The following is a 24,121-nucleotide window of genomic DNA, read 5'->3' on the forward strand; positions in this document are numbered from 1 at the left end:
GATGAGTGCAATGAAAGACACGAGCGTTTTCCCGGATCCTGTCTATAAGGAAACCGTGCTCCGCCCGCTGTTCGATGGTGCCAAGGACCATCATGCCGACGGGTTCAGGGCCATCGACCGGGCGCATCTGGTCATGCTGGCCGAGACCGGCATCCTGACACGCGAACAGGCCTCTTCGATCGCCAAAGCGCTTGTCGCCATCGATGCCGAAATCGATCTCGACAGCCTGGTCTATACCGGCGAGGTCGAGGATTTCTTCTTCCTGATCGAAAAGCATCTCAAGGCCCGGCTGGGGCCCGATTTGGCGGGGCGGCTGCATACTTCCCGGTCGCGTAACGATATCGATCACACCCTGTTCAAACTCGGGCTCAAGCCGCGCACCGAAATCCTGCTTGAAAAGATGCGGGGTCTGCTTGCGGCGTTGCTGGCTACCGCGGACCGCGAAGCCGAAACGCTGATCGTCGCCTATACGCATGGCCAGCCGGCCCAACCGACCACCTTCGGACATTATCTCGGCGCCATGGCCGAGGTGCTGATCCGCGACATCGAAAAAGTGGAAGCGGCGCTTGAGGTGATCGATCTCTCGCCGATGGGCGCCGCGGCGATCACCACATCGGGTTTCCCCATCGACCGGGAGCGGGTGGCCAAACTGCTCGGCTTTTCCCGTCCGCTGGAAAATTCCTATGGCTGTATTGCCTCGGTCGACTACATCACAGGGATCTATGGCGCGATGGCACTGAGCTTTCTCCATCTTGGTCGGCCCATACAGGACTTTCAGGTCTGGTCGAGCTTCGAGGTTGGCCAGCTCTACGTGCCCAATGCGCTGGTTCAGATTTCGTCGATCATGCCGCAAAAACGCAATCCGGTGCCCATCGAGCATCTGCGCCATCTGGCCAGCCAGACCTATGGCCGCGCCAAGGCAATGCTCGATGTCATGCACAACACGCCCTTTACGGACATGAATGACAGCGAAGGCGAAAGCCAGGCCATGGGCTATCAGGCGTTTGACGCCGCCTATCGAGTGCTCGATCTTTTCACAGCGCTGATCGCGCAGGTCTCGATCAACCCCGAGCGGGTCGAGATCAACACCAAGCGCTCCTGCATCACGATTACCGAATTGGCCGACAGTCTCGTCCGGCTCGAGGGTCTGTCGTTCCGGCAGGCGCACGAGGTATCGGCGGCCGTGGCAAAAGCCGTGGTCGCGGCGGATGGCTCACTGACCCACGATGGGTATGCGCCCTTTGCCTCCGCGTTCGAAGCGGCAACCGGAAGAGCTTCGACCCTTTCGTCCGAGCGGTTCGCGGAACTGGTTTCGGCGCGGCACTTCGTTTCGGTTCGCGACAGGCTCGGCGGTCCGGCGCCCGCTGCATTGCAGGCCTCTCTCGGGCGCTATCGCGACAAGCTCGATGCGTTCTCGGATCAGGCGGCTCGACGTGGCGAGCACCTGAAAAATGCGCATCACGAACTCAACACTCAATTCAATGCACTTTTAGGAGCGGCGTGATGGCAGAAATCCAGTTGGAAGGCCTCGTTAAGCGCTATGGCAAGGTGACTGCCGTTCATGGCATCGACCTCGAAATCGCCGACGGCGAGTTCGTGGTCTTCGTCGGACCATCGGGCTGCGGGAAATCGACAACCCTGCGCATGATCGCCGGGCTCGAGGAAATCTCGGGCGGCGTGCTCAAGATCGGCGACACGATTGTCAATCAGTATGAGCCCAAGCAGCGCAACATCGCCATGGTGTTCCAGAACTACGCGATCTATCCCCACATGACAGTGGGCCAGAATATCGGGTTCGGGCTTTACACTTCCAAACTTTCCAAGGCCGAAAAGCAGCAGCGCATTACTGAAGCCGGCAAGATATTGGGGCTCGAGGATTTGCTCGAGCGCCGTCCGGCTGCGCTTTCCGGCGGCCAGCGCCAGCGCGTCGCCATCGGCCGTGCCATGGTGCGTGATCCGGCTGCGTTTCTGTTCGACGAACCGCTTTCCAACCTCGATGCGCAATTGCGTTCGCAGATGCGTATCGAGATCAAGCGCCTTCACCAGCGGCTGGGAACGACCATTGTTTACGTCACCCACGACCAGATCGAAGCCATGACAATGGCCGACCGGATCGTTGTGATGCGCGACGGGCTGATCCTGCAAGTCGGCACGCCGACCGAGCTTTACGACAGTCCCGTCGATGTCTTTACCGCACGATTTATCGGCAGCCCGTCGATGAATCTCATAGAGGGCGGTGCTGCAGACGGGGAACTGACAGCCGGTGGCGTCAAGATCAAAGGCTCCCTGCCGCAGGCACGATCAGGCAAGATCCTCGTCGGTGTGAGGCCACATGACCTTCTGGTGGGCGAAGCTCCGGCCGATGCCGCGCTGGCCTTCCAGGGCAAGGTTACCGCCGTCGAGCCGCTGGGCTCGGAAACGCTTGTGCATCTCGATATTGCCGGCTCCACAGCCATTGCGACAGCGCCCGGCAAGCTTCTGCCCTCCGTCGACAGCACGGTTACAGCCTGGGCCGCGCCGGGCAATCTTTATCTCTTCGACGCGCAGAGCGAGAAAGCCTTGGGGCGTCTATGAATCTCAAATCGCCGCGCGACGCTGTCATCAGCGTCGGCCGCATCTATTGCGACCTTGTTTTCGCCGGCCTCTCGGGCATGCCGCAAATGGGCCGGGAGGTCTTTGCGCGTTCCATGCAGCCTGTGCTGGGGGGCGGGGCGTTCATCGCCGCGGCCCATCTGACTCATCTGGACCGTCCGGCGGCTCTGCTTGCCTCGTACGGCACCGACCCGCTGTCGCAAACGCTGGCCCCGCAGCTCGAAGAAAGTGGTATCGATCTGCGTTTTCTCGAGCGCCGGGCCGATGCCGGGCCGCAGGTCACCGTCGTCATGACCGACGCCGAAGACCGCGCGTTCCTTTCGTGCCGGGCCGGGCGCGCGGTGCCGGCCCGCTTTGGAAATGCGCTGGCATGGGAGCGGGCCGCCCTTTTGCACATCGCCGAATACGCAACGCTAGCCGAGCAATCCGATCTTGTTTCCCGCGCCAAGACGGCCGGGCTCAGTGTGGCGCTCGATCCGAGTTGGGACGAAGCCCTGATTGGCAAGCCGGGGCTGCTCAAAGCCTGCGCTGGCGTCGACATATTTCTTCCCAACGCCGAGGAAGCCGTTGCAATCACCGGCAAGTCCGATCTTAACGCGGCGCTCGACGTGCTAGTCGATCATTTTCCCATCGTTGCGATCAAATGCGGCGGCCGCGGCGCATTGCTTGGCTCCGGCAAGGCGCGTCTCTCGGCCAGCGCTCCCAAGGTTCATTTGGTCGATACGACCGGGGCGGGCGATGCGTTCAATGCCGGACTGATCGACGCCTATCTCGCCGGGCGCACATTGGCCGAATGTCTCGATGCCGGCGTTGCTGCCGGATCATTGTCGGTCCAGTCGACCGGCGGCGCCCCCCGCCTTGCGACATCGCTGGCCGTGTAACCTTAGGGTCGAGACTCGTTCATAGCCAGTATGCGACTGCCGCTGCGAGCATGACGGCAGATAGATAGTTTCGGGCAAGCTTGTCGTATCGGGTGGCAACGCGGCGGAAATCCTTGAGCCGGCAGAACATGGCCTCGACACGCCAGCGGTCTTTGTAGCGTTTCTCGTCGTATTTGATTTTGCGCTTCCGGTTCTTGCGGCCAGGGATGACCGGGATTGTCTTCTGGTTGCGCAGAGTGGAACGAAGGCGGTTGGCATCATAGCCGCGGTCAGCAATAACTCTCTTCATGCCCATCGTGTGGGCGATGAGCAGATCGGCCCCCTTCATGTCCGAGGCATTGCCGGGCGTCAGGATGAGGCGGATCGGTCTGCCGATAACGTCGACGAGCGCATGGATCTTGGTGGTCCGGCCACCACGCGAGATGCCAATGGCATTGGTTCGCGCCCCCCTTTTCCCCCGCCTGCACAGCGATGGGCTTTGATATAGCTGCTGTCGATCTGGGCGGTTTCCGCAATCCAGCCTTGTTCGGTCAGAGCCGCGAGAATGCGTGCCCATACGCCGCGGCGACTCCAGCGGTTCCAGCGATTGTAGACTGTTGTCGAGGGGCCATACTCGGCAGGGCAATCAGCCCAGCGTCCGCCGCACTTGAGCATATGAACGATCCCCGAAATTACCCGCCGGTCATCCACTCGACGTGCTCCAGGCTGGTTCTTGGGGAGATGTGGCTCAATGGCCGCCCAAGCTGCATCACTCAACCAAAATAGTCTGCTCATCGATACCTCCGAACTCATCTAAAGCCAGAGAATCTGATTTGCAGCGTCTATTCAACAAACTGATTGGGTATGGACCCTAGATCGGGTCAGCGTTTCTTTGAATCACTGACCCGATCTAGTCGTTTGTTTTGTCGCAAGTCTTTTCGAAAAACCGGTTCCCACTTTTCCGGACTTGCTCTAGAGCCTTTCAGTTTTTAACAGAAGCGTATCCTGCATTTTCGAGATAATTTGCGCATTCGTCTTGGCTGATGTTTGAGATGAGGTGGCCGACGTGACGCCATGTATCCTCAAGGGTGCGCATTTGGGCTTGGCGCATCCAATGCTTGATCTTGGCGAAGGCCTGCTCGATCGGGTTGAGGTCGGGCGAATAGGGCGGCAGGAACCAGAGCCTGGCACCGGCGGCCTTGATGGCTTGGCGAATGGCTGCGGCCTTGTGGCTGCCGAGATTGTCCATGACGACGATATCGCCAGGTTCCAGCACCGGCACGAGTTGCTGCTCGACATAGGCGCGGAAGCACTGACCATTGATCGGCCCGTCGAACACGCAAGGCGCCGTCAGCCGGTCGCAGCGCAATGCGGCCAAGAAGGTGAGCGTGCGCCAGTGACCATGCGGGGCAAAACCACGCAGGCGTTTGCCCTTCTGCCCCCAGCCACGCAGCGGCGCCATGTTGGTCTTGATCCATGTCTCATCAATGAACACCAGCCGCCGGGGATCGAGATCCGCCTGAAAAGACCGCCAGCGCCGTCGCCGCCGGGCTATGTCGGCACGAGCATGCTCAAGGGCGAACAGTGTTTTTTTTGAAACGAAGCCCCTCACGGCGCAGGAATTTCCACACCGTATCGTGCGACACCTTCACCCCGCGCGCCGCCAGCTCCTCCTTCAGTCCGTGCAGCGTCAGATGCGGTCTCTGGTCAATGCGCTCAACGATGAATGATCGGTGAGGGTCGAGAATGCGCTTGCGGTGCCCACCCATCTTGCCGGGCTCCACCGAGCCCGTAGCCCGGTAGCGCTGATGCCACTTCACCGCCGAGGAAACGGCAACACCAAAGCGGGCCGCGACAGACCGGCAGCTCTCACCGGTCTCGATCGCACCAACGACACGCTCGCGAAGATCATTGGATAGAGGTGCTGTCATCAGATGCTGGCCTCCTTCCCAGCCGACATCTTGAATCACAAAATCCCGAACTCGGGAATCCCCAACCGATTCAATCAATGACTGAACCGCTCTAGATCACCGTAAAACCATGGGCATAGGGATCGCGGTCGTCGATGAAGATCGTGTTGAATCCGGTCTGGCGGGCCCAACCTCCAATCGAAGGAATGATGGCATCGATATTGCCCACGCGAGCCGCCGCTTCGACCCGCCCCGAAAACAGCGAGCCAATGATGCTTTCGTGGACGAATTCGTCACCCACCGCGAGCCTTCCCTTCGCGGCCAGCTGCGCCATGCGCGCTGACGTGCCGGTGCCGCAGGGGGACCGATCTATCGCCTTGTCGCCATAGAATACTGCATTGCGGGCCGTAGCGCCCTGTTGGGTCGGCTGCCCGGTCCATTGAATGTGGCTCAGCCCGTTGATCTGTGGGTGCTCGGGGTGGACGAACTCATATTTTTCGTTGAGGGCGGCGCGCAGTTTGGGCGACAGCCCGATCAGTTCGGCGGCAGTGAAATCGGCCATGTCGCGAAACAGTTTCTGCGGTTCGACGATCGCATAGAAATTGCCGCCATATGCCACATCAACGACCAGTTCCCCGAACCCTTCGATTTGGGCGGTCAGCCCCTCGGCGTAGAGGAACGACGCCACGTTGGTCAGCCGCACTTCCTCGACGAACCGGCCCTCCTGACGATAGGTGATGTCGACCTTGCCCGCCGGTGTTTCGATCGACAGTTTCCCCGGTTCACGCGGATTTATCAGCCCGTTCTCGATTGCCATGGTGATGGTGCCGATAGTGCCGTGCCCACACATCGGCAGACAGCCGGACGTTTCGATGAACAGCACCGCCACCTCGCAGTCGGAGCGGGTGGGCGGATAAAGAATCGAGCCTGACATCATGTCATGGCCGCGCGGTTCGAACATCAACCCGGTGCGAATCCAGTCATATTCGGCCAGGAAATGCGCGCGCTTTTCCAACATGGTGTCGCCCTTGAGCATGGGCGCGCCGCCGGCAACCAGGCGCACTGGATTGCCGCATGTGTGTCCGTCGATGCACTGGAATGTATGCTGGCTCATAAAACTCTTCTCAAAAACGGGTTGCCCGGAACGGTGCTATATCGATGGCTGGCGCGACACCGTCCACGAGGTCGGCAATGATCTCGGCGGTTCCCGCCGACTGGGTAAGCCCCAGATGGCCATGACCAAACGCAACAATGACACGGGAATTTCCTGGTGCAACATCGATAACCGGCAAGCTGTCGGGCATGGAGGGGCGAAACCCCATCCAGCGGCGTCCGCCGGTGGTGTTGAGGTCAGGCAGAAACCGCGCCGCCTTGGCCAGCAGAGCATCGGCGCGGCCCATGCGCGGCGCCAGGTCGAGCCCGCCCAACTCCACGCCGCCACCAACGCGTACACCATCCCCGATACGGCTGACCACAAAGCCATGGCCGGGAAAAGTCAGATGCGTGCGCAGATCGAGCGCACCTTCGGGCAAGGTAACATTGTAGCCGCGCTCGGTTTCAAGCGGCAGACTCAAGCCAAGTTGCCGCGTCAGCGTTTTCGAGTGGGCGCCTGCCGCGATAATGATCCTGTCGAAAGACGAGTCCTGACCGGAGCCGACCAGTTCCACACCGGCTTGAGTGGATCGGATCTCCCCGATTTCGCTACGAACAATTTTGGCGCCACGATCCTGTGCCCGCTCGGCCAGCTCCCTGGTCCATACCGCCGGGTCGGTGACATTTGTCCAGTCTGGGGTAAAGCCGGCATGGGTAAAGCGAGACGCGAGGCCGGGCTGAATTTCTGCGATTTCCTCGGTGCGGGTCAGGAGGTCGAACTTGACGCCGACCGCGCGGCGTTCCTCCCAGCCTGGCAGGCTGGCCTTAAATTTGCGCTCTCCCTCATAGAGCTGCAGCTGCCCTTCGCGGCGCAGCAATCGCTCGAGGTCATAGGTTGCCACAAGCCTCTCGAGAGCGGCTGCGGAATGGCCCATGAGGGCGCCCTGTGCTTCTACTGCCGCTCGATAGCGGGCCGGCAAGCTCGCCTTGAAAAAGGCCAGCAGCCAAGGGGTAATCTTGAGAGCGTAGGCGGGCGGAATGGACAAGGGCCCGTCGGGATCGAGCAGCCAGGCGGGCGCCTTTTTCATGATACCCGGCGTTGCCAGCGGGATGACGTCGGAAAAGGCAAACGCTCCGGCATTGCCACCTGACGCGCCGGCGGCTACACCTTCGCGGTCGAACACGGTGACGGTGTGCCCGCGCCCGGTCAGGGCAAGTGCTGCGGACACGCCTATGACCCCCGCTCCGATCACCGCGACACGCATGTACTTCCATCCCTTATTTGAGAGCTGTACCCTCTATAGGCGCCGGCATCTTCTCTGTCGACAAAGAAAATATTGATTATCGACAACAATCCTGATTGATGAATGGGCATGAATTCCGGAGGTGGCGGCATGGCCAGAGACGCAGCGCTGACAAAACCCGAAGGGGTTGACACACCCAAGCGCGGTTCAGGCTCGGCGCATGTTTATAAAGTGCTGCGCAACGAAATCATTGATCTTGCCCTGGCTCCCGGCAGTCCCATGGATGAACTGCAACTGGCCGAGCGGTTTTCTCTGTCACGAACGCCGATCCGCGAGGCACTGGTCAGGCTCTCGGTCGAGGGACTGATTACGACGCTGCCCAACCGGGCAACGATCGTTTCCAACATAGACTTTTTGAACCTGCCCCAGTTTTTCGATGCTCTTACGCTGATGTATCGGGTCACGACCCGGCTGGCGGCCGGTCATCACCGTCCAGGCGATGTCGCGCGCATGCGGGCCAGGCAACAGGAATTCACCCGCGCCGTAGAGGCCCGTGATGCGCTTGCGTTGATCGCGACCAACCAGGATTTTCATCTGGAAATCGCACGGGCTGGCGGCAACAACTATTACACCGAACTTTTCACGCGACTGCTCGATGAAAACCGGCGAATCCTTCGGCTCTATTATTCCTCGTTCAACGACGAGTTGCCGCGCGCATACGCCATAGAGCACGACCAGATGATCGCCGCGATCGCGGCGCGCGATATAGAGGAAGCTGACCGGCTGGCCAGCGCCCATGCGGCACAGATCGTTAGCCAGATCCAATCCTACATCACCGCCGACAAGCGCATAAACGCCAACCTGTCCTTATAACGGCGGCCCGGAAAGCCGCACGGCGCCTAAAGCTCTCCGTCCGAAATTTCTGTCGACAAATAAAATACAACGGGTATTATGCGGCCATTCCGGTTCGGCTGATGGCCGATTTTGACCAAGTTCGAGGAGAAGCCGATATGGCTGCCAGCATTTTTTCAGGATGCATTCCTGCCCTGATGACCCCCTGCAAAGCGGATCGGACTCCCGATTTCGACGCGCTTGTGCGCAAGGGCCAGGATCTGATCGCGGCGGGGATGAGCGCGGTTGTCTATTGCGGATCAATGGGTGACTGGCCGCTGCTGACCGACGGCCAGCGCATGGAAGGGGTCGAACGGCTCGTGGGCGCGGGCATCCCGGTGATTGTTGGAACCGGTGCCATCAATACCGCCTCGGCGGTTGCCCTTTCCGCGCACGCCCAGAAGGTGGGCGCCCAGGGACTGATGGTCATACCGCGCGTTCTCTCGCGCGGCCCCTCGGCCACGGCGCAGCGCCATCACTTCAAGGCGATACTTTCAGCGGCGCCCGACCTTCCCGCAGTGATCTACAACAGCCCCTATTACGGGTTCGCAACCCGCGCCGATCTGTTCTTTGCGCTGCGTGAGGAGCACAAGAATCTCGTCGGGTTCAAGGAATTCGGTGGCACCGATTCCATGACCTATGCCGCGCAAAATATCACCAGCCAGGATGATGAGGTGTCCCTGATGATCGGGGTTGATACCAACGTCTTCCACGGCTTTGTCAATTGCGGCGCGACGGGGGCCATAACCGGCATCGGCAACGTTCTGCCTCGTGAAGTGCTTCATCTTTGCGCCCTGTCGCGCGCCGCGGCGCGTGGCGACGTCGAGGCCCGCCAGCGTGCCCTTGAACTCGAAAACGCGCTTGGCGTTCTCTCCTCGTTCGATGAGGGCCCTGACCTCGTGCTGTTCTACAAGCATTTGATGACGGTCAAGGGCGACAGCGAATACGCGCTCAACTTCAATGAAACCGACGCTCTGACCGAGAGCCAGCGTGGTTTCGCCGAAAGCCAGTTGCAGCTGTTCGACACATGGTACGCGCAGTGGAGCAAGCTGCCGGGCGCCGTCCAGACATATAGCTCCTAGTACAGCGGAGCGGAGCCAAAAGCTCCTCTAATGGGATACTGCCATGGGCCGGCGCGGGAAGCGCCGGCCCATATATTTTGTTGCGACACCTGGCCCTGGCGCCCTGCCTCAGTGCCTGCCCGATCCCGTGCCGAGGAAACTTTTCGACCGCACTTTACAGCTTGAGACCCGTTTGGTAACGTTCCCAAAAATGGGAGGAAGCGGTTTATCCGCATAACGGCATGCCCACGCCCCGAAACAAGCAACCGACGATCATCGATATTGCGGAAGTGGCCGGTGTTTCCAAAAGCACCGTAGCGCGCGCATTGTCCGGATCGCCCCATATCGGGGACAAGACGCGGGAGCGGGTGCTCAATGCGGTGCGTGCGCTGGGATATGAGCGCAACCATCTTGCCCATTCGTTGCGCTCGGGAAAGACAGGACTGATCGGCCTGGTCATTCCCGATATTGCCAATCCGTTCTGGGCCGAAGTGGCGCGCGGCGCTCAGGATGCTGCAGCAGCCAGCGGCGCTTCACTTCTGATTTTCAGCTCCGACTGGGATCCCGAGCGCGAAGCGCACCATCTGCGCGCCCTGCGCCAGGCGAGAGTCGATGGCGCCATCGTCAATCCGGTGGCAGACAACGTGGACGGGCTGGGCCGGTTCGGCCTTCCCGTGGTGCTGATCGGTTCGAGCGCCGAGCGGTTTCCCGAACTTTCCAGCGTGGGCAGCGATATTGCACAAGGCGTTGCACTGGGCCTCGATCACCTCGCCAGCCTTGGCCACCATCGCCCGGCGCTGCTCGTCGGCTCGGCAAACCGCTTGGCCCGGGTACGCTTCATGCGTGTTGTCCATGACTATTGCATTGGCCACGATATCGACCCGGCAACGCTGGTGGTCGAAGAAGGCAGTTACACTGTCGAATCGGGACGCGCGGCGATGCTGCGCCTTCTCGAACGCGACCCCAAGGCGGCGCGATGCGTCTTTGCCGCGAACGATCTGATGGCGCTTGGCGCGTTACTCGCTGTGCGTGAAGTCGGGCTGCGCTGTCCAGACGACATATCGATTCTGGGCTTTGACGGCATTCCGGCGGCGGCCTTTTCAGACCCGGGCCTGACCACGATCGAAAAACCTGCCCGTACCATTGGCGTGGAGGGCATGCGCTTGCTGGCCGAGACGATCGAGGGCAAGCTCGAGCATCGGCGCGTCCTGCTCGATTGCGCGCTCACCTCGCGCGGGTCGCTGGCCCGCAGCAGCGAGAATGGACCGGCCCGCCTGATGGCCGTGGGGAGCAACTAGCCATGAGCCTTGACGAAAAAGAACTGGCTTCAACCATATCCAATTTTGGGAACGTTCCCAAAAGATCCAAATCTATTCCACGGCGTGTGGCTTTCGGCCTCAAGCTTAGGGCCTGGTGGCCGTACTACGCGATGATGGCTCCTGGCCTCGTCTATTTTCTGGTGTTTCACTATTTCCCCATCTATCAGGCCAAGCTCGCCTTCGAGGATTTCCGGATCTTCGGCGACAATCTTTTTGTGGGTTTCAAGCATTTCGACACACTGTTTGACTCCCCGGCCTTTTTCCAGGTCCTGGCCAATACGCTGATCATCTCCGCCATGAAGATGGTTTTCGTCTTCCCGGTGCCCATCTTCATCGCGCTGTTCATCAACGAAGTGCGCAGTACCAATCTGCGCCGCTTCATTCAATCGGCGATCTACCTGCCGCACTTTCTTTCCTGGGTGGTGATCGCCGGTATCTTCATCGCCGCCCTGTCGCCCTCGAGCGGTGTCGTCAACGATATCGGGCAGGCGCTCGGATTTGCGCCGCGGTCTTTCATGACCGAGTCCGGCTCCATTCGCTGGGTCATTGTGTTTTCCGAAATGTGGCGGACGGCGGGCTGGGATTCGCTGCTCTATTTCGCGGCCATCATGGCCATCGATCCCCAGCTATACGACGCTGCGGAAATGGACGGGGCAAATCGCTGGCAGAAGATCATCCATGTCACCCTGCCCGGCATCACACCGACCATCGCAACTCTGTTCATCCTCAATGTCGGCCTGTTCATGAATGCGGGCTTTGACCAGGTCTTCAACCTGTCCAACGACGCCATCCGCGACCAGATCGATATCATCGACACCTATGTTTACCGGATCGGTCTGCAGTCGGGTCAGTTCTCGCTGGCGACAGCGGCGGGTCTGTTCAAGGGCGTTATCGGCATGGTGCTGATCGTTGCCGCGCACACCATTTCCAAGCGCCTCACCGGAAAGGGGGTGTGGTAATGGCCCGCGCCAATTCCACCCGTTTCGAGCGTCTCGAACAAACGATCATCGTATCGAGCCTTTTGCTCATGGTTGTCGTGACGGTTCAGCCGATCCTCAATCTGCTCGCCATTTCATTTTCCGATTCTGCACAGGTGCCCGGAATGAGCGGTCTGGCGGTGATCCCAAGGGGGTTTTCGCTCGATGTCTGGACGCTTCTGATCGCCAATCCCGAGGTCCAGCGCGGCCTGCTCAATTCGCTGTTCATCACGATTACCGGCACGATCCTCAACGTGACCTTCACCGCGCTGATGGCATGGGCACTGTCGCGCCCGCGGCTGCCGGGGCGCCGCATCCTGTTCGTTTTTGTTCTGGCCACCATCGTCTTCGAGCCCGGCCTGATCCCCGATTATTTCGTGGTGCGCGAGCTGGGCCTGCTCAACACCTATTGGGCGGTCATTCTCTATAAGCTCGTCAACGCCTGGTATCTGATCATCCTGATCCGGTTCTTTGAGGAAGTGCCCGGCGAGTTGCTCGAGGCGGCAGAGCTCGACGGCGCCAATGCGTTCCAGACACTGTGGAAAGTGGTGCTGCCTCTTACCATGCCGGCGCTGGCCACCATTACGCTGTTCTATCTCGTCTATCACTGGAACGAGTTCCTGCGCCCGATGATCTATCTCAACGATTCCAGCATGCACCCGCTGCAGGTCGTGCTGCGCAAGTTCGTTCTCGACGGCGACAAATCCTCAATGGTGGGGCTTGCAGCGATGTCGAACTATCAGGGCGCGGCCCAAATCAGCACGCGGGCGCTCAATGCCGGCATGATCATGCTGACCATCCTGCCCATTCTGGCGGTCTATCCGCTGATCCTGAAATTCTTCACGAAGGGCACCATGAGCGGTGCCCTGAAGGGATAACACAAGCAAAATTCCAACAAGGAGGAGGACCAGATGCTTGCAAGACACCTTATGACCACGGTCGCTGCCGTGGCGGCCACGCTGAGTTTGGGAGGCGGCGTTCTCGCGCAGGACACCCCGACCGTAACGATCATTGCGCACGAAAACCCTGGCGATGCCGAGCTTTTCGAGCGGATCGAGGCGGGCATGGCCGAGGCTGGAACGCCGGTCAATATCGAACTGGTCGGTCTGCCAAGCTCGGGCTACGCCGACGCGCTCAGCCTGCGCCTTCTGTCGGGCGAAATCCCCGACATCATCTATTTCCAGGGGGCAGATGCCGAATTTGCCAATCAGGGCATACTGGAAGATCTACGTCCCTGGATCGAGCAATCGAGCTACATCAAGGATGCAATGTGGCCCCACAACGAAGCCCGCATGGAGAACTATCCTTATCTTCTCTACATCTTCCCGGCGCGCACCAAATCGCCGGTGATGCGCTCGGACTGGCTCGAACAGAGCGGGCTCGAGGCACCGACCAATCTCGATGAATGGACGGCGTTCCTCACCGAGATGTCGCAGTCCGATTTTGACGGCAACGGTCAGATGGACACGTACGGCATTCTGGCGCCGGACAATACGGCCGAGCTCGACGCCATCTTCAACCAGTCCTTCGGCGTATCGTCGACCTGGCTTGAAGACGGAAACGGGGAATGGATCCATTCACGCGTCTCGGACGCCGAGCGTGACAAGCTGGCCTACTACCAGATGCTCTATGCCGAAGGCATTCTCGATCCCGAATATGTCACCTCCAACTGGGAAGTGAAGGAAGACAAGTTCTATTCGGGCCGTGTTGCCGTCATCATGGGCACCGCCGGTCCGGTGGTCGAGATCTACAGGACCAAGATGGCCGAGGCCAATCCCGGCGCCGATCTTGCTCTGCTCGATCCCCCCGATGGTCTTGAAGCGGTCAACGTGGCCAAGGAAGACCGCGGTTACGCCATCCACGCCATGAGCGAGAACAAGGAAGCCGCTTTCGCGGTTCTCGATTTCCTCGCCAGCCCCGAAGGCCAGTTCATCGACCGCATGGGTGTCGAGGGTGAGCATTACACCCGCAACGGCGATACATTCGAAGTGCTGCCGGCCATGGGCGGCTGGTATCCGCGCTTCTGGACGGCAAACCCTGACTATTGGACGCCGCCCGTCCCGTTGCTGTCGGACGTGGCTCAGGGTTCGCTTGAGCAAGGCGCCGAATATTTTGTCGCCGACAACGCCTTTGTCTGGCCCGCGGACCTCGCACCGAGCGTCGATGCGGCCGAACAATATTATCGCACCTCGGTGTTCCGCTTCGTTTCTGGTGAATGGTCGATGGACCAGTGGGACCAGTATGTCGACGGATGGTACGCCGCCGGGGGCCAGGCGATGACCGATCACGCAAGGACCGTTCTTCCATGACCACACTGCAGAACACGGGCCCGGCCTTCAAAAGCCGGGTTCGCGGACTGCTCCATGGCGTCGCATTCGGCGACGCCATCGGGGCGCCCGTCGAAAAGCTCACTCCGGCGGAAATCCAGTCCATGTATGGGCGGGTCAATTCTCTGGACAATCAATGGCACCGCACCAGTCGTGACCCGGCTGCGGGCAATGGGCGCGTGCGTGGCAACGGCATCGTCACCGACGATACGCTCATGACCCTCTCGCTCATGGCCGTCTATAATGAAACCGGCCGTCACATCGACGCCTGGGACATGGCCGACGGGATGGTACGCCAGATCGCATGGGTCAAACGCTATGTCCCCGAGCTCCAGCGCGAATGTCCGCTGCTCGAGCGCCTTTTCTATCCCGAGAAATGGATTTTCCAACGCCATCAGCTCTCAGGCTGCGATCCGCGCCAGGGTGGGATCGGCAACATGGTCAATTGCGGCGCGGCAATGTATATCGCGCCGATCGGCGTCGTGAACGCCTGTGATCCGCGCGCCGCCTATGACGAGGCCATCGCTTTCGCCTCGGGTCACCAGCAGAGCTATGGGCTGGAAGCTGCCGGCGTTTTGGCCGCCGCCGTCGCTGCTGCCTTCGTTCCTGGTACAAGTATCGATGCCGTGGTCGATGCCGCCTATGACCGCGCCAAGGACGGCACCCGTGCCGCCATCGGCGCAATCGCCGAGATTGCCAAAGATTTGCGTGCCACCGGTGCCGATTGTGGAGAGGTCGTGCGGGCGTTCCATGAGGCCATCCTGCCTTTTTCGCCGCTCGGGGACGATCTGGACCACACAGCCGCAAAGGCCGGGCGGCCGACCCCCAACTATCAGCCTTCCCGATTCCATTCGATCGAAGAGCTGCCACTGGCCCTCGGGTTTGCGCTCGTGGCGAATGGCGATTTCCGCCGGGCCGTCGAAGACGGCGTCAATTCCGGCCGCGATACCGATTCCATCGGGGTGATGGCCGGCGCGATCCTTGGCGCGATGCACGGAGAGGCCGTGATCGATCCTGCGGAAGCCCAACAGATCGATGCGATCAACCGGCTGGACCTCGCAGGCGAAGCCTCGCGTTTCGCTGCGACATGCAGCGCCATAATGAGCGCCGACCAGACGCGTCTGGAAACGCTCGCCGCCCAGCGCGCAGCCATTTTCGAGACGCCTGCTGTCGCGGCGCAGAACTGATACTCTTTTCAACAGGACCTTTAATGCTTTCCTCCTCCGATCTCGTCCACCGCATCTATTCGGGCTTTCTGGGCAAGGCCATCGGCGTGCGCCTCGGGGCGCCGGTCGAGCCGACCATCTGGAGCTATGAGCGCATCCGCGACACCTATGGCGAGATCACCGGCTATCTGCGCGACTTCAAAACATTTGCGGCAGATGACGATACCAACGGTCCGGTCTATTTCATCCGCGCCATGCGCGATTACCAGCTTGTGCCCACCCCGCAAGAGGTCGCAAAGACATGGCTCAATTATGCCGCCGAGGGCCACGGCATGTACTGGTGGGGCGGCTATGGCCGTTCGACCGAACACACCGCCTATCTCAATCTGCGCGCCGGCATCGAAGCACCGCAATCGGGTTCGATTGCCCAGAACGGCGCGGCGATTGCCGAACAGATCGGCGGCCAGATTTTCATCGACAGCTGGGGCTGGGTGAACGCGGGGAACCCTGAACGCGCCGCCGAGATGTCGGCCAGCGCCGCCTCGGTCGCCCATGATGGGGAAGGACTCCACGGCGCCCGTTTTTGTGCCGCGATGATCGCTGCAGCGTTCACGGCCAAATCGGTCGACGAATTGTTTGAGATCGGCCTTTCGGTCATCCCTTCGGACTCAAAATACGCCGCCGTGGTCAACGCCGTTCTCGGCCAGCACAAAAAGGATCCCGACGACTGGCGCGCCTGCCGAGATCTTTTGACCCGCGATTGGGGCTATGACCGGTATCCCGGCGTCTGCCACATCATTCCCAATGCCGGAGTTCTGGCGCTCGCCATGATCTACGGCAAGGGCGAGCTCTGCCGCACCGTCGAGATCGCCACGATGTGCGGCTGGGACACCGACTGCAATGCCGGCAATGCCGGGGCCATCATCGGCACCTTCCAGGGTATCCAGCCGAGCTGGGACAAATACCGCAAACCCATCAACGACATGGTCGTGACCTCGGGCGTCACCGGCGCGCTCAATATCGTCGATATTCCCACTTTCGCCCGCGAACTGGCGACGCTGGCCCTGCAACTGGGCGGCAGGGATGTGCCCGAAGGCTGGATAGAAGCGATGGAAGACCGCGGCATCCATTTCGACTTTTCACTGCCCGGCTCCACGCACGGGTTCAAAACGTCGGGCACCAACCAGCTCGAACTCAACTGGACCGACAAGGACAATGGCGCAGGAGTTGGCGCCCTGGAAATCCTCGTCGACCGTTTCGAACGCGGCCAGTCGGGCAAGGTGTTCTGGAAGCCCTTCTACCGGCGCGCCGATTTCGATGACGAGCGCTACCGGCCCATGTTCTCGCCGCTGGTCGCCAGCGGGCAGACCGTATCGTTCGATATCTTCATGGAGCCCTGGGAAGGCGACGGCCATTTGCGCATCGCGCCCTATGTCCGTGCCACGATGAGCAAGACAATCATCGAAACCGGGGCTTACCAGCAGCCGGCTGCGGGATCATGGACGCATGTCGAATTCACCGTCCCCGATGCGGATGGCGAAGCCATCGACGAAATCGGTATCGACATCGAATATTTCGGTCGGCTCAAATTTCTGGGCAAGCTCCACCTCGCCAATTTCCGCGTCACGGGCAAAGGCACGACCCGCATCGATCCGGCAAAAGAGGTCGAGGAATGGGAGGCGATCACCCGGTTCACCTGGAACAGGGGCTATTGGAAAAAGGACGGCGCGACGATCACCGGTCTCACCGATACCGATGCCGATCTTTGGACGGGTCACCTTTATACGCGTGACGCTGTTGTCAGCGCCGAGATCACCCCACAGTCGGGCGCCTCCCATCTTGTGAGTTTTCGGGCCCAGGGCACGTCGCGTTTCTACGCCGCCGGGTTTGAGGACGGCAAGCTCCGGATCATCCGCGAGGACTTCGGCAAGAGCGTTCTGGCCGAGACCGATTTCGCTGCCGAATTTGGCCGCTCCTATCATCTCTCAGTCGACGTCAAAGGCACCTCCATTGCCGTCAGCGTCGATGGCGAAAGGCTTCTTGGTGCAAGCGACGATCGTTTCGCCTACGGGCAGGCCGGCGTCCGGCTGGGCGGCCCCGGGCGCTTTGCGGTGTCCAAGTTTGAAATCGTCGAGCAATAGAGGCCGACAGGAAGGATTTCGATGTCCCAGATCACGCTCAGGAATGTCCACAAGCGCTACGGTCAGGTGCCCGTGCTCAACGACATTTCCATCGATATCGCACAAGGTGAATTTGTCGTTCTGGTCGGCCCCTCGGGCTGCGGAAAATCGACGTTGCTGCGCATGATCGCCGGGCTCGAAGACATAACGGGCGGCGATGTCGAAATCGGCGGCAAGGTGGTCAACACCATGCCTGCCAAGCAGCGCGACCTTGCCATGGTGTTCCAGTCCTATGCGCTCTATCCGCACATGAAGGTCGCCGACAATATGAGTTTCGCGCTCAAGCTGGCTGGTCAGCCTAAGGCCGAGATCGACGAACGGGTGAAGATTGCCGCCGACATTCTCGGCCTCGAAAATCTTCTTGACCGCCTGCCCCGCGAACTCTCGGGCGGACAGCGCCAGCGCGTCGCGATGGGCCGCGCCATCGTGCGCAATCCCACCGCCTTTTTGTTCGACGAGCCGCTTTCCAATCTCGACGCCAAGCTGCGTGTCAAGATGCGCTCGGAAATCAAGAAGCTGCATCAGCGGCTGGGCAAGACGATGATCTATGTCACCCATGACCAGACCGAGGCCATGACACTGGCCGACCGCATCGTGGTTCTCCACGATGGTGACATCGCCCAGCTGGGCACGCCGCTCGAGGTCTATCAGGATCCGGCCAATGCGTTCGTTGCCGGTTTTATCGGGTCGCCCGAAATCAATCTGCTGGCTGCCAGAACGCTTGGCCCCGAGGCCGCCGAAGTCGAGTTGACGGATGGCACGCGCATGCCGCTCGCCGGTCCGGTGGCGCTCGAAAAAGGCACGCCGGTCACCTACGGCATTCGCCCACAGCATTTCACTATATCCGATACCGGCGCCAAAGCGGAAATCGTTCTCGTCGAACCCACCGGGGACAGCCAGGAGCTCGTGGTGCGAACCGGGCAGACCGAACTGTCGGTGGTGTTGCACAATCGCGCGATTTATTCGGCCGGGGACATGATCGCGATCGCGCCCGACGCCGAAAAGGCCCTTCTGTTCGACACCAGGACCGGCGCGAGGCTGCGCTGATGGTGCGAAGGTTTGCCCCTGACGCCGATGGCCCGCTCAAGGGCATGAAGGTCATCGATCTCTCGCGCCTCGTCGCGGGGAACATGACGTCGCTGCAACTGGGTGATTTCGGTGCAGAGGTGATCAAGGTCGAGCCTCCCGCCGGTGATCCGTTGCGCGCCTGGAAGGATGGCGGTTCATCGTTTTTCTGGAAGGTCTATGGGCGCAACAAGCGCTCAATCGTGCTTGATCTGCGCCGCCCGGCAGCCATGGAAGCCCTCTGGTGGCTGATCGATGGCGCAGATGTGCTGATCGAGAATTATCGCCCCGGTACGCTTGAAAAGATGGGGCTTGGTCCCCAAGCGCTGCATGCGCGCAATCGCGGCCTGATTGTATTGCGTGTGTCGGGTTATGGTCAGACGGGCCCCTATGCTCGCCTGCCCGGCTTTGGCACGATCGTTGAAGCGATGAGCGGGTATGCCTATCGCGCGGGCTTTGCCGACCGTGAGCCCGTTCTCCCGCCGCTGGCGCTGGCCGACATGATTGCTGGCATCTATGGCGCGTCCGCGGTCACCACCGCTTTATTGGCTCGGGAAAAAGGACACGCTGAAGGACAAGTCATCGACCTCTCTCTGCTCGAGCCGATCTTTTCGGTTCTCGGTCCCGAAGCAGCGATCTTTGCCAAAACCGGGATCGTCAAGGAGCGTGTGGGGTCGGCATCGAACACATCTTGCCCGCGCAACGTCTATATCTGCTCTGACGGCAAATATCTCGCCCTCTCGGGTTCGACACAGGCGGTCGCTGAACGGATTTTCAGGATCATCGGGCGGGCTGACATGATCGATGACCCGAGGTTTGCAACGAACGCAGACCGCATAAAGCACCGCGATCTCGTCGATGCGGCAATTGGGGGCTGGTTCTCGGCCCGCACCAGCGACGACGCCCTGGAGATCATGCGTGACGCCGGAGCAACCGTCGGCCCGATCTATTCCATCGCCGATGCCTACGAGGACACGCATTTCCGTGAGCGCGAAGTGTTTGTCGATCTCGAGGACGCCGAATTTGGGTCCTTGCCCATGCACAACGTCCTGCCGCGTCTTTCGGCGACGCCCGGCGGATTCTATCGCGCGGCGCCCGAACTCGGCGCCGATGGTGAGGCAATCCTGAGCGAAATCGGTCTCGATCCGGCCAGCATCGCCGCCGCACTGGACATTTCGCAATGAGATTACGCTCGCTGCTTTACGTTCCCGCCGACAATGAGCGCTTCATCGCCAGGGCCCATGAGCGCGGCGCCGATGCGATCATCCTCGACCTCGAAGATTCCGTGCGCCCCCAATATCGCGACGCGGCCAGGAACGTTCTTGGTGCCTCCATCCAATCGACCCGGCGAAATGGCGCAAAGGTTTTCGTGCGCATCAATACGGAAAGCGCAATCCAGGACGCCGCCGCTGCAGCGGGCGCCGATGGACTCTATGTCTCCAAGGCCAGCCTCGCCCGGATCGGCGCACTGGCGACCGAATTTCCAAACCTTCCGCTCTTTGCCCTGATCGAAGATCCTTTGGCCCTTCTCGATGTCGCCGCCATTGCCGCCCATTCCGCGGTCGCCGGCCTTGCCGCCGGCGGCGAGGATCTGGCCACCGCTCTGGGCGCCATCCCCGATCCCGATGTGCTGCGGACGCCCAAGCTCCTGATCCATTATGCGGCAAAGGCCCACGGGAAATTCTCCCTCGGCCTATTTCGCTCGATCGCCGATTACACCGACCTGGCAGCCATCGAGGATGCCGCGAAGGAGGCCCGCCGTCACGGTTTCGATGGCGCAAGCTGCGTGCATCCCTCCGCCGTGCCCATTCTCAACACCGTCTTCGCTCCGACATCCGACGAGATCGATTGGGCCCACCGCGTTCTTGCCGCTGCCCGGATGACCGAGGCCGGAGCCTTCACAATCGACGGCCGCATGATCGATGCCCCGATTCTCGCCCGTGCCCGTTCGATCCTTTCGCGCCACACTGACTGATTGTCATGACCCGCCCCGGTTTCTCCCCGTATTCCCCCCGTCCCATCGACATGTCCACTCCGGTTCCGCTCGCCCCCGACGCGGATCTCTCGGTCCTTGATGAAGCCAAGATATTTGCTGCGCCCGATGACCCGGTCGATTGGCCAGCCTGGCGCGCCGCCATCACGCGCTGGCGCGATGAGGCCCGGCGCCGGATCGGCTATGATCCGCATCGCTACGAGGTGATGGCCGAGCCCGGCCCCCGCATTGTGGAAATGGTCTGGCTGTGGGACGAGCGGCTCTACGACTTTGCCACCGGGCGCTTTACTGTCGATGCCTATCTCGATGCTGGCGAGGCCGAATTCGGCGGCTTCGACGCCGTCATGCTCTGGAATGCCTATCCCGTTCTCGGTATTGATGCCCGCGACCATTTCGCGTTTTTCGAGGACATTCCCGAGCTTCCCCAAGTTGTCGCGGCCTTCCAGCGGCGCGGGGTCAAAGTCTATTTCACCTACTACCCCTGGGAGACGGGCTCTGGTCCCGAAGCGATCGAAAAGGTTACCGCGATCGTTGAGCGATGCGGCTTTGACGCGGTCTTCCTCGATTCCTCCAAGGAAGCCTCCTCACGCCTGCGCACCGCGCTCGATGCCATCGATCCAACGCTTCCCATCGAGTGCGAATCCCGCGTTCCGCTTGCCCAGATTGCCGATCAGACGATGAGTTGGGCGCAGTGGTTTGCCGACTCGAACGTGCCCGGCGTGTTGCGGGCCAAATGGTTCGAGCGCCGCCACGAATTGCATCACATTCGCCGCTGGAACCGCTCGCATCTCGACGAACTCCATTCCGCCTGGCTCAACGGCACCGGCGTTCTGGTGTGGCCGGTGGTCTTTGGCGTGTGGGTCGGGTGGAATGACCGGGACCGCGCCATTCTTGCCAATATGCGTCGGCTCTATTCTGAAAATGCCAGTTATTTTGTTTCCGAGAACTGGACACCGCTGGCAGATCATCCTGGTCACGACGCAGAGGTTTATGCCTCGCGTTGGGAAACAGGGGCGGGGCGCCTGTGGAGCCTCGTCAATCGCGGCCAAGACTATGCCGGTCCGCTGCTTGTTGTTGAGCCAAGCGAGGGTGAGCAGGGACTATGGATCGATCTGGTGTCCGGCGCGACACTGGCCACCGAGCGGCAATCGGACGGACGTATTGCGATTTCGGGCACCCTGCCGGCTGGCGCCATTGCCTGCATTGTGAACCGCGCTGCTCCCCCCGCCGCGCCAGGGGCGGACATCGCTTCGGTCGCCCCGGATTTTCCTGCCCGCGTCACAGAGCGTATCGGGGCGCCTATCGTTCGCCACGAACATGTCCCGGTCGGCATGGCGTTGCTCGAGGTTCCTGATGGAGAACTGACAGTCACTTATCGGCTGCGGGAAACCGGGCTCTATGGCGAAACGCCTTACATCGAAGAATGGAAACCCCTGCCGCCCAGGCTGCACCAGATCGCAACAATGACCCGTCCGCTCATTGCGCACAGCATCGCCATTGCGCGCGATGAGGTCACGAATGGCCAATTTGCCGAGTTTCTGGCTGCAACCGACTATCACCCCATGCGTCGAGAGCGCTTTTTGGCCCATTGGCACAAGGGAACGCCGCGCCCTGGGAGCGAAAACGAACCCGTCACCCATGTCGAACTCGACGACGCCCGCGCCTATGCGGCATGGGCGGGGTTGCGCTGCCGACTGAAGACGAATGGCAGGTGGCAGCGCATCGGGGCCTGCTCAACCGAGCCGAACCGATGGTCTGGAATCTGACCGAAAGCGAACATCACGACGGACGCACCCGCTTTGCGATCCTTAAAGGCGGTTGCGCGCCCCTGCCCCAGGTATCGGACTGGCACTTGGAATCCGGCCCGTTGGCGCCGGAGCGCTCGGTTAAACTTCTGGCCGTCGGGGCGGGTCTTGCCCGCTCTCCCATGATCGGCTTCCGCTGTGCTGCGGATATCGGGAGTTAGTCAGACGGCGCGTTGGCGCCCGATGTCTGCGGACCGAGGTCGAAGTCGACCCCGCCCCGCACATTGACTTCCGGACGCTCCCGGCCCTGACGCGAAACCTATTGCGCGGTCAGGCGCTGGTTCTCCCGGTCGTCCTGATAGGTGTCGGGATTGTATTCGGGTTGATTTTCCAGCTCCTCGCTGGTGAACGGGGTGAACACGTACCAGATGCCGCCCGCATCGACCATGAACTCCAGATTGTCCACGCCAAGCGCGACCTGACGGCTTCCGATGCCGAGAAATCCGCCGACGTCGACGACCATGGCATCGACTTCGCCTTCTGCTGTGAGGAGGACATCGTTTACGTTTCCGACGTTTTCATCGTTGGCGCCATAGACATCCGAGCCCATCAGATTGTCGACGGACAGCTGTTCGGGATCGCCCCGCTCAAGCTGGCTGCGGTCCATCATCGTTTGCCCTGGCGCAGTCTGGGGCTGCTGCCCAACGGCGGTGCCCATTCCGGCCTGTCCGATCTGGAAGTTGAGCGTGAACTGGCCGTCGCTCGTGGGCTCGATATAGATTGTGTCGCTGCTGCGGACGGTCACCCCCTGTCCGGCATTTGTAGCCATCGGGTCGTTCTGGGCGGACTGAAGGTCCAGCCCGTCGTCCTGAGAGGTCTGATCCTGGTTCTGCGCGACGACAGAACCCAACATCAGGGTCGAAATGGCCGTAGCTGTGAGGAAGGTGCGAAACATCTCACTCTCCTTAAATCTGTGTTCGATCTCAGTCGCCTGACGTCAGCGACATCCCGGAGATCAATGTCCGCCGATGCGAATTGTTTCTGACTGTCCCGGGAGACAACCTGAGTTATCTTTGGCCTATCCGAGCACCTGTTCCTGTGCACGCCGGCGTTGACGGCGAGACCGGATCTGATGGGTGGATGTGCCACTGCGCAGAAACCAGTCCGATCCGTCCTGCGCAAAATCAAACACCCGTTCCGCCCCGATCACCAATTCTTCGGATGCGTAGTCAGCCAGGATCTTCACCCGCAGAGACGCTTTCTCGAAATCGTCATTATCGATCGCCTCAAGGTCGGGACTTTCCTCGACAATACGCTCCAGAAGACCGTTGAAACTGCCCACTGGCATATAGTCACCGGACCGCATCGGACCTTGCCGGGTGCGCTGACGGGGATCGTCCGGAATATCCTCGCCGTCGCGACGTACAATATCGGTAACCGTCGCCGACCAGCATTTTCCCTCGGTCTCGAAGCTGACGATGATGGCTTCCACATAGATCGGCTCGGTGCTCATGTTGGAGATGAAGCACTCAGCATCAAGGCTCCTGCCTGCGGCCCTGTTGATGACGATCTTTGGCTGGGTCTGGCGTCTGTATTGCCGCAGGAAGGTACCGAGGTAGACGACCCAGACGATAAGCATGCCGAAATTTGACGCAACCGACAGGGCCGCGCCGTTATCTGATACCCATTCAAGCATTTT

21 protein-coding genes and 1 pseudogene are annotated in these 24,121 nt (G+C 60.7%); 16 read left to right on the plus strand and 6 right to left on the minus strand.

The window, feature by feature from the left end:
- The first annotated feature begins 1 nt into the window (after position 1).
- Genes argH through OF122_RS17295 form a run of 3 tightly spaced genes read left to right on the plus strand, consistent with a single transcriptional unit; the run spans position 2 to position 3,473 of the window.
- A complete protein-coding gene (gene argH, locus OF122_RS17285; RefSeq protein ID WP_264225423.1) occupies positions 2 to 1,504 on the plus strand; it encodes an argininosuccinate lyase in 1,503 nt (500 codons plus the stop codon).
- Positions 1,504 to 2,574, plus strand: coding sequence for an ABC transporter ATP-binding protein (locus OF122_RS17290; RefSeq protein WP_264225424.1), 1,071 nt, complete (start codon positions 1,504 to 1,506; stop codon positions 2,572 to 2,574). Before argH ends, OF122_RS17290 begins: the two co-directional genes overlap by 1 nt.
- Positions 2,571 to 3,473 carry a carbohydrate kinase family protein gene (locus OF122_RS17295; RefSeq protein WP_264225425.1) on the plus strand — a complete coding sequence of 301 codons (903 nt, stop codon included), beginning with the start codon at positions 2,571 to 2,573 and terminating at the stop codon, positions 3,471 to 3,473. The genes OF122_RS17290 and OF122_RS17295 overlap by 4 nt, the downstream gene beginning before the upstream one ends.
- Before the next feature lie 19 nt (positions 3,474 to 3,492).
- Here the strand turns inward: OF122_RS17295 and OF122_RS17300 are convergent.
- From OF122_RS17300 to OF122_RS17315, 4 genes and pseudogenes are all read right to left on the minus strand, one after another.
- Positions 3,493 to 4,265: pseudogene (locus OF122_RS17300) on the minus strand (IS5 family transposase).
- A gap of 169 nt (positions 4,266 to 4,434) precedes the next feature.
- Positions 4,435 to 5,383 (minus strand): IS630 family transposase gene (locus OF122_RS17305; RefSeq protein ID WP_264224182.1). Its coding sequence is split into 2 segments (ribosomal slippage): positions 4,435 to 5,046 and positions 5,048 to 5,383, totalling 948 coding nucleotides; the frame shifts between segments, so codons are not numbered across the junction.
- Positions 5,384 to 5,474: 91 nt separating this feature from the next.
- A complete protein-coding gene (locus tag OF122_RS17310) occupies positions 5,475 to 6,476 on the minus strand; it encodes a 4-hydroxyproline epimerase (protein WP_264225426.1) in 1,002 nt (333 codons plus the stop codon).
- Between the two features lie 10 nt (positions 6,477 to 6,486).
- A complete protein-coding gene (locus OF122_RS17315) occupies positions 6,487 to 7,719 on the minus strand; it encodes an NAD(P)/FAD-dependent oxidoreductase (protein WP_264225427.1) in 1,233 nt (410 codons plus the stop codon).
- A 129-nt stretch (positions 7,720 to 7,848) separates the two neighbouring features.
- On the opposite strand from OF122_RS17315, the gene OF122_RS17320 reads away from it, so the two are divergent.
- The 13 genes from OF122_RS17320 (at position 7,849) to OF122_RS17380 (ending at position 22,643) form a co-directional block, all read left to right on the plus strand.
- Positions 7,849 to 8,571, plus strand: coding sequence for a GntR family transcriptional regulator (locus OF122_RS17320; protein WP_264225428.1), 723 nt, complete (start codon positions 7,849 to 7,851; stop codon positions 8,569 to 8,571).
- A 137-nt stretch (positions 8,572 to 8,708) separates the two neighbouring features.
- Positions 8,709 to 9,671 carry a dihydrodipicolinate synthase family protein gene (locus tag OF122_RS17325; protein ID WP_264225429.1) on the plus strand — a complete coding sequence of 321 codons (963 nt, stop codon included), beginning with the start codon at positions 8,709 to 8,711 and terminating at the stop codon, positions 9,669 to 9,671.
- A 221-nt stretch (positions 9,672 to 9,892) separates the two neighbouring features.
- Positions 9,893 to 10,948 (plus strand): LacI family DNA-binding transcriptional regulator, encoded by a 1,056-nt coding sequence (locus OF122_RS17330; protein WP_264225430.1) that lies wholly within the window; start codon positions 9,893 to 9,895, stop codon positions 10,946 to 10,948.
- 2 nt (positions 10,949 to 10,950) lie between these two features.
- Positions 10,951 to 11,928 (plus strand): ABC transporter permease, encoded by a 978-nt coding sequence (locus tag OF122_RS17335; RefSeq protein WP_264225431.1) that lies wholly within the window; start codon positions 10,951 to 10,953, stop codon positions 11,926 to 11,928.
- Positions 11,928 to 12,824 (plus strand): carbohydrate ABC transporter permease, encoded by an 897-nt coding sequence (locus OF122_RS17340; protein WP_264225432.1) that lies wholly within the window; start codon positions 11,928 to 11,930, stop codon positions 12,822 to 12,824. Before OF122_RS17335 ends, OF122_RS17340 begins: the two co-directional genes overlap by 1 nt.
- Positions 12,825 to 12,857: 33 nt before the next feature.
- Positions 12,858 to 14,255, plus strand: coding sequence for an extracellular solute-binding protein (locus OF122_RS17345; RefSeq protein WP_264225433.1), 1,398 nt, complete (start codon positions 12,858 to 12,860; stop codon positions 14,253 to 14,255).
- Positions 14,252 to 15,460, plus strand: a complete 1,209-nt coding sequence (locus OF122_RS17350) for an ADP-ribosylglycohydrolase family protein (protein WP_264225434.1) — start codon at positions 14,252 to 14,254, stop codon at positions 15,458 to 15,460. Before OF122_RS17345 ends, OF122_RS17350 begins: the two co-directional genes overlap by 4 nt.
- 23 nt (positions 15,461 to 15,483) lie before the next feature.
- On the plus strand, positions 15,484 to 17,580 hold the full coding sequence (locus tag OF122_RS17355; RefSeq protein ID WP_264225435.1) for an ADP-ribosylglycohydrolase family protein: 2,097 nt from the start codon (positions 15,484 to 15,486) through the stop codon (positions 17,578 to 17,580).
- A gap of 21 nt (positions 17,581 to 17,601) precedes the next feature.
- Entirely contained in the window at positions 17,602 to 18,666 is a 1,065-nt protein-coding gene (locus tag OF122_RS17360) for an ABC transporter ATP-binding protein (RefSeq protein WP_264225436.1), read from the plus strand.
- On the plus strand, positions 18,666 to 19,868 hold the full coding sequence (locus tag OF122_RS17365) for a CaiB/BaiF CoA transferase family protein (protein WP_264225437.1): 1,203 nt from the start codon (positions 18,666 to 18,668) through the stop codon (positions 19,866 to 19,868). The genes OF122_RS17360 and OF122_RS17365 overlap by 1 nt, the downstream gene beginning before the upstream one ends.
- Complete coding sequence (locus OF122_RS17370; RefSeq protein WP_264225438.1) at positions 19,865 to 20,659, plus strand: HpcH/HpaI aldolase/citrate lyase family protein; 795 nt, start codon at positions 19,865 to 19,867, stop codon at positions 20,657 to 20,659. The genes OF122_RS17365 and OF122_RS17370 overlap by 4 nt, the downstream gene beginning before the upstream one ends.
- A gap of 5 nt (positions 20,660 to 20,664) precedes the next feature.
- Positions 20,665 to 22,443: an SUMF1/EgtB/PvdO family nonheme iron enzyme gene (locus tag OF122_RS17375; RefSeq protein WP_264225439.1), complete on the plus strand. Its 1,779-nt coding sequence runs from the start codon at positions 20,665 to 20,667 to the stop codon at positions 22,441 to 22,443.
- A complete protein-coding gene (locus OF122_RS17380) occupies positions 22,428 to 22,643 on the plus strand; it encodes a hypothetical protein (RefSeq protein WP_264225440.1) in 216 nt (71 codons plus the stop codon). Before OF122_RS17375 ends, OF122_RS17380 begins: the two co-directional genes overlap by 16 nt.
- A gap of 98 nt (positions 22,644 to 22,741) precedes the next feature.
- On the opposite strand, the gene OF122_RS17385 is transcribed toward OF122_RS17380, so the two are convergent.
- Positions 22,742 to 23,377, minus strand: a complete 636-nt coding sequence (locus OF122_RS17385) for a PRC-barrel domain-containing protein (protein WP_264225441.1) — start codon at positions 23,375 to 23,377, stop codon at positions 22,742 to 22,744.
- A 123-nt stretch (positions 23,378 to 23,500) separates the two neighbouring features.
- Positions 23,501 to 24,118, minus strand: coding sequence for a hypothetical protein (locus OF122_RS17390; protein ID WP_264225442.1), 618 nt, complete (start codon positions 24,116 to 24,118; stop codon positions 23,501 to 23,503).
- Between the last annotated feature and the right edge of the window lie 3 nt (positions 24,119 to 24,121).

The organism is Pelagibacterium flavum, assembly GCF_025854335.1.
GTDB classification, from domain to species: domain Bacteria; phylum Pseudomonadota; class Alphaproteobacteria; order Rhizobiales; family Devosiaceae; genus Pelagibacterium; species Pelagibacterium flavum.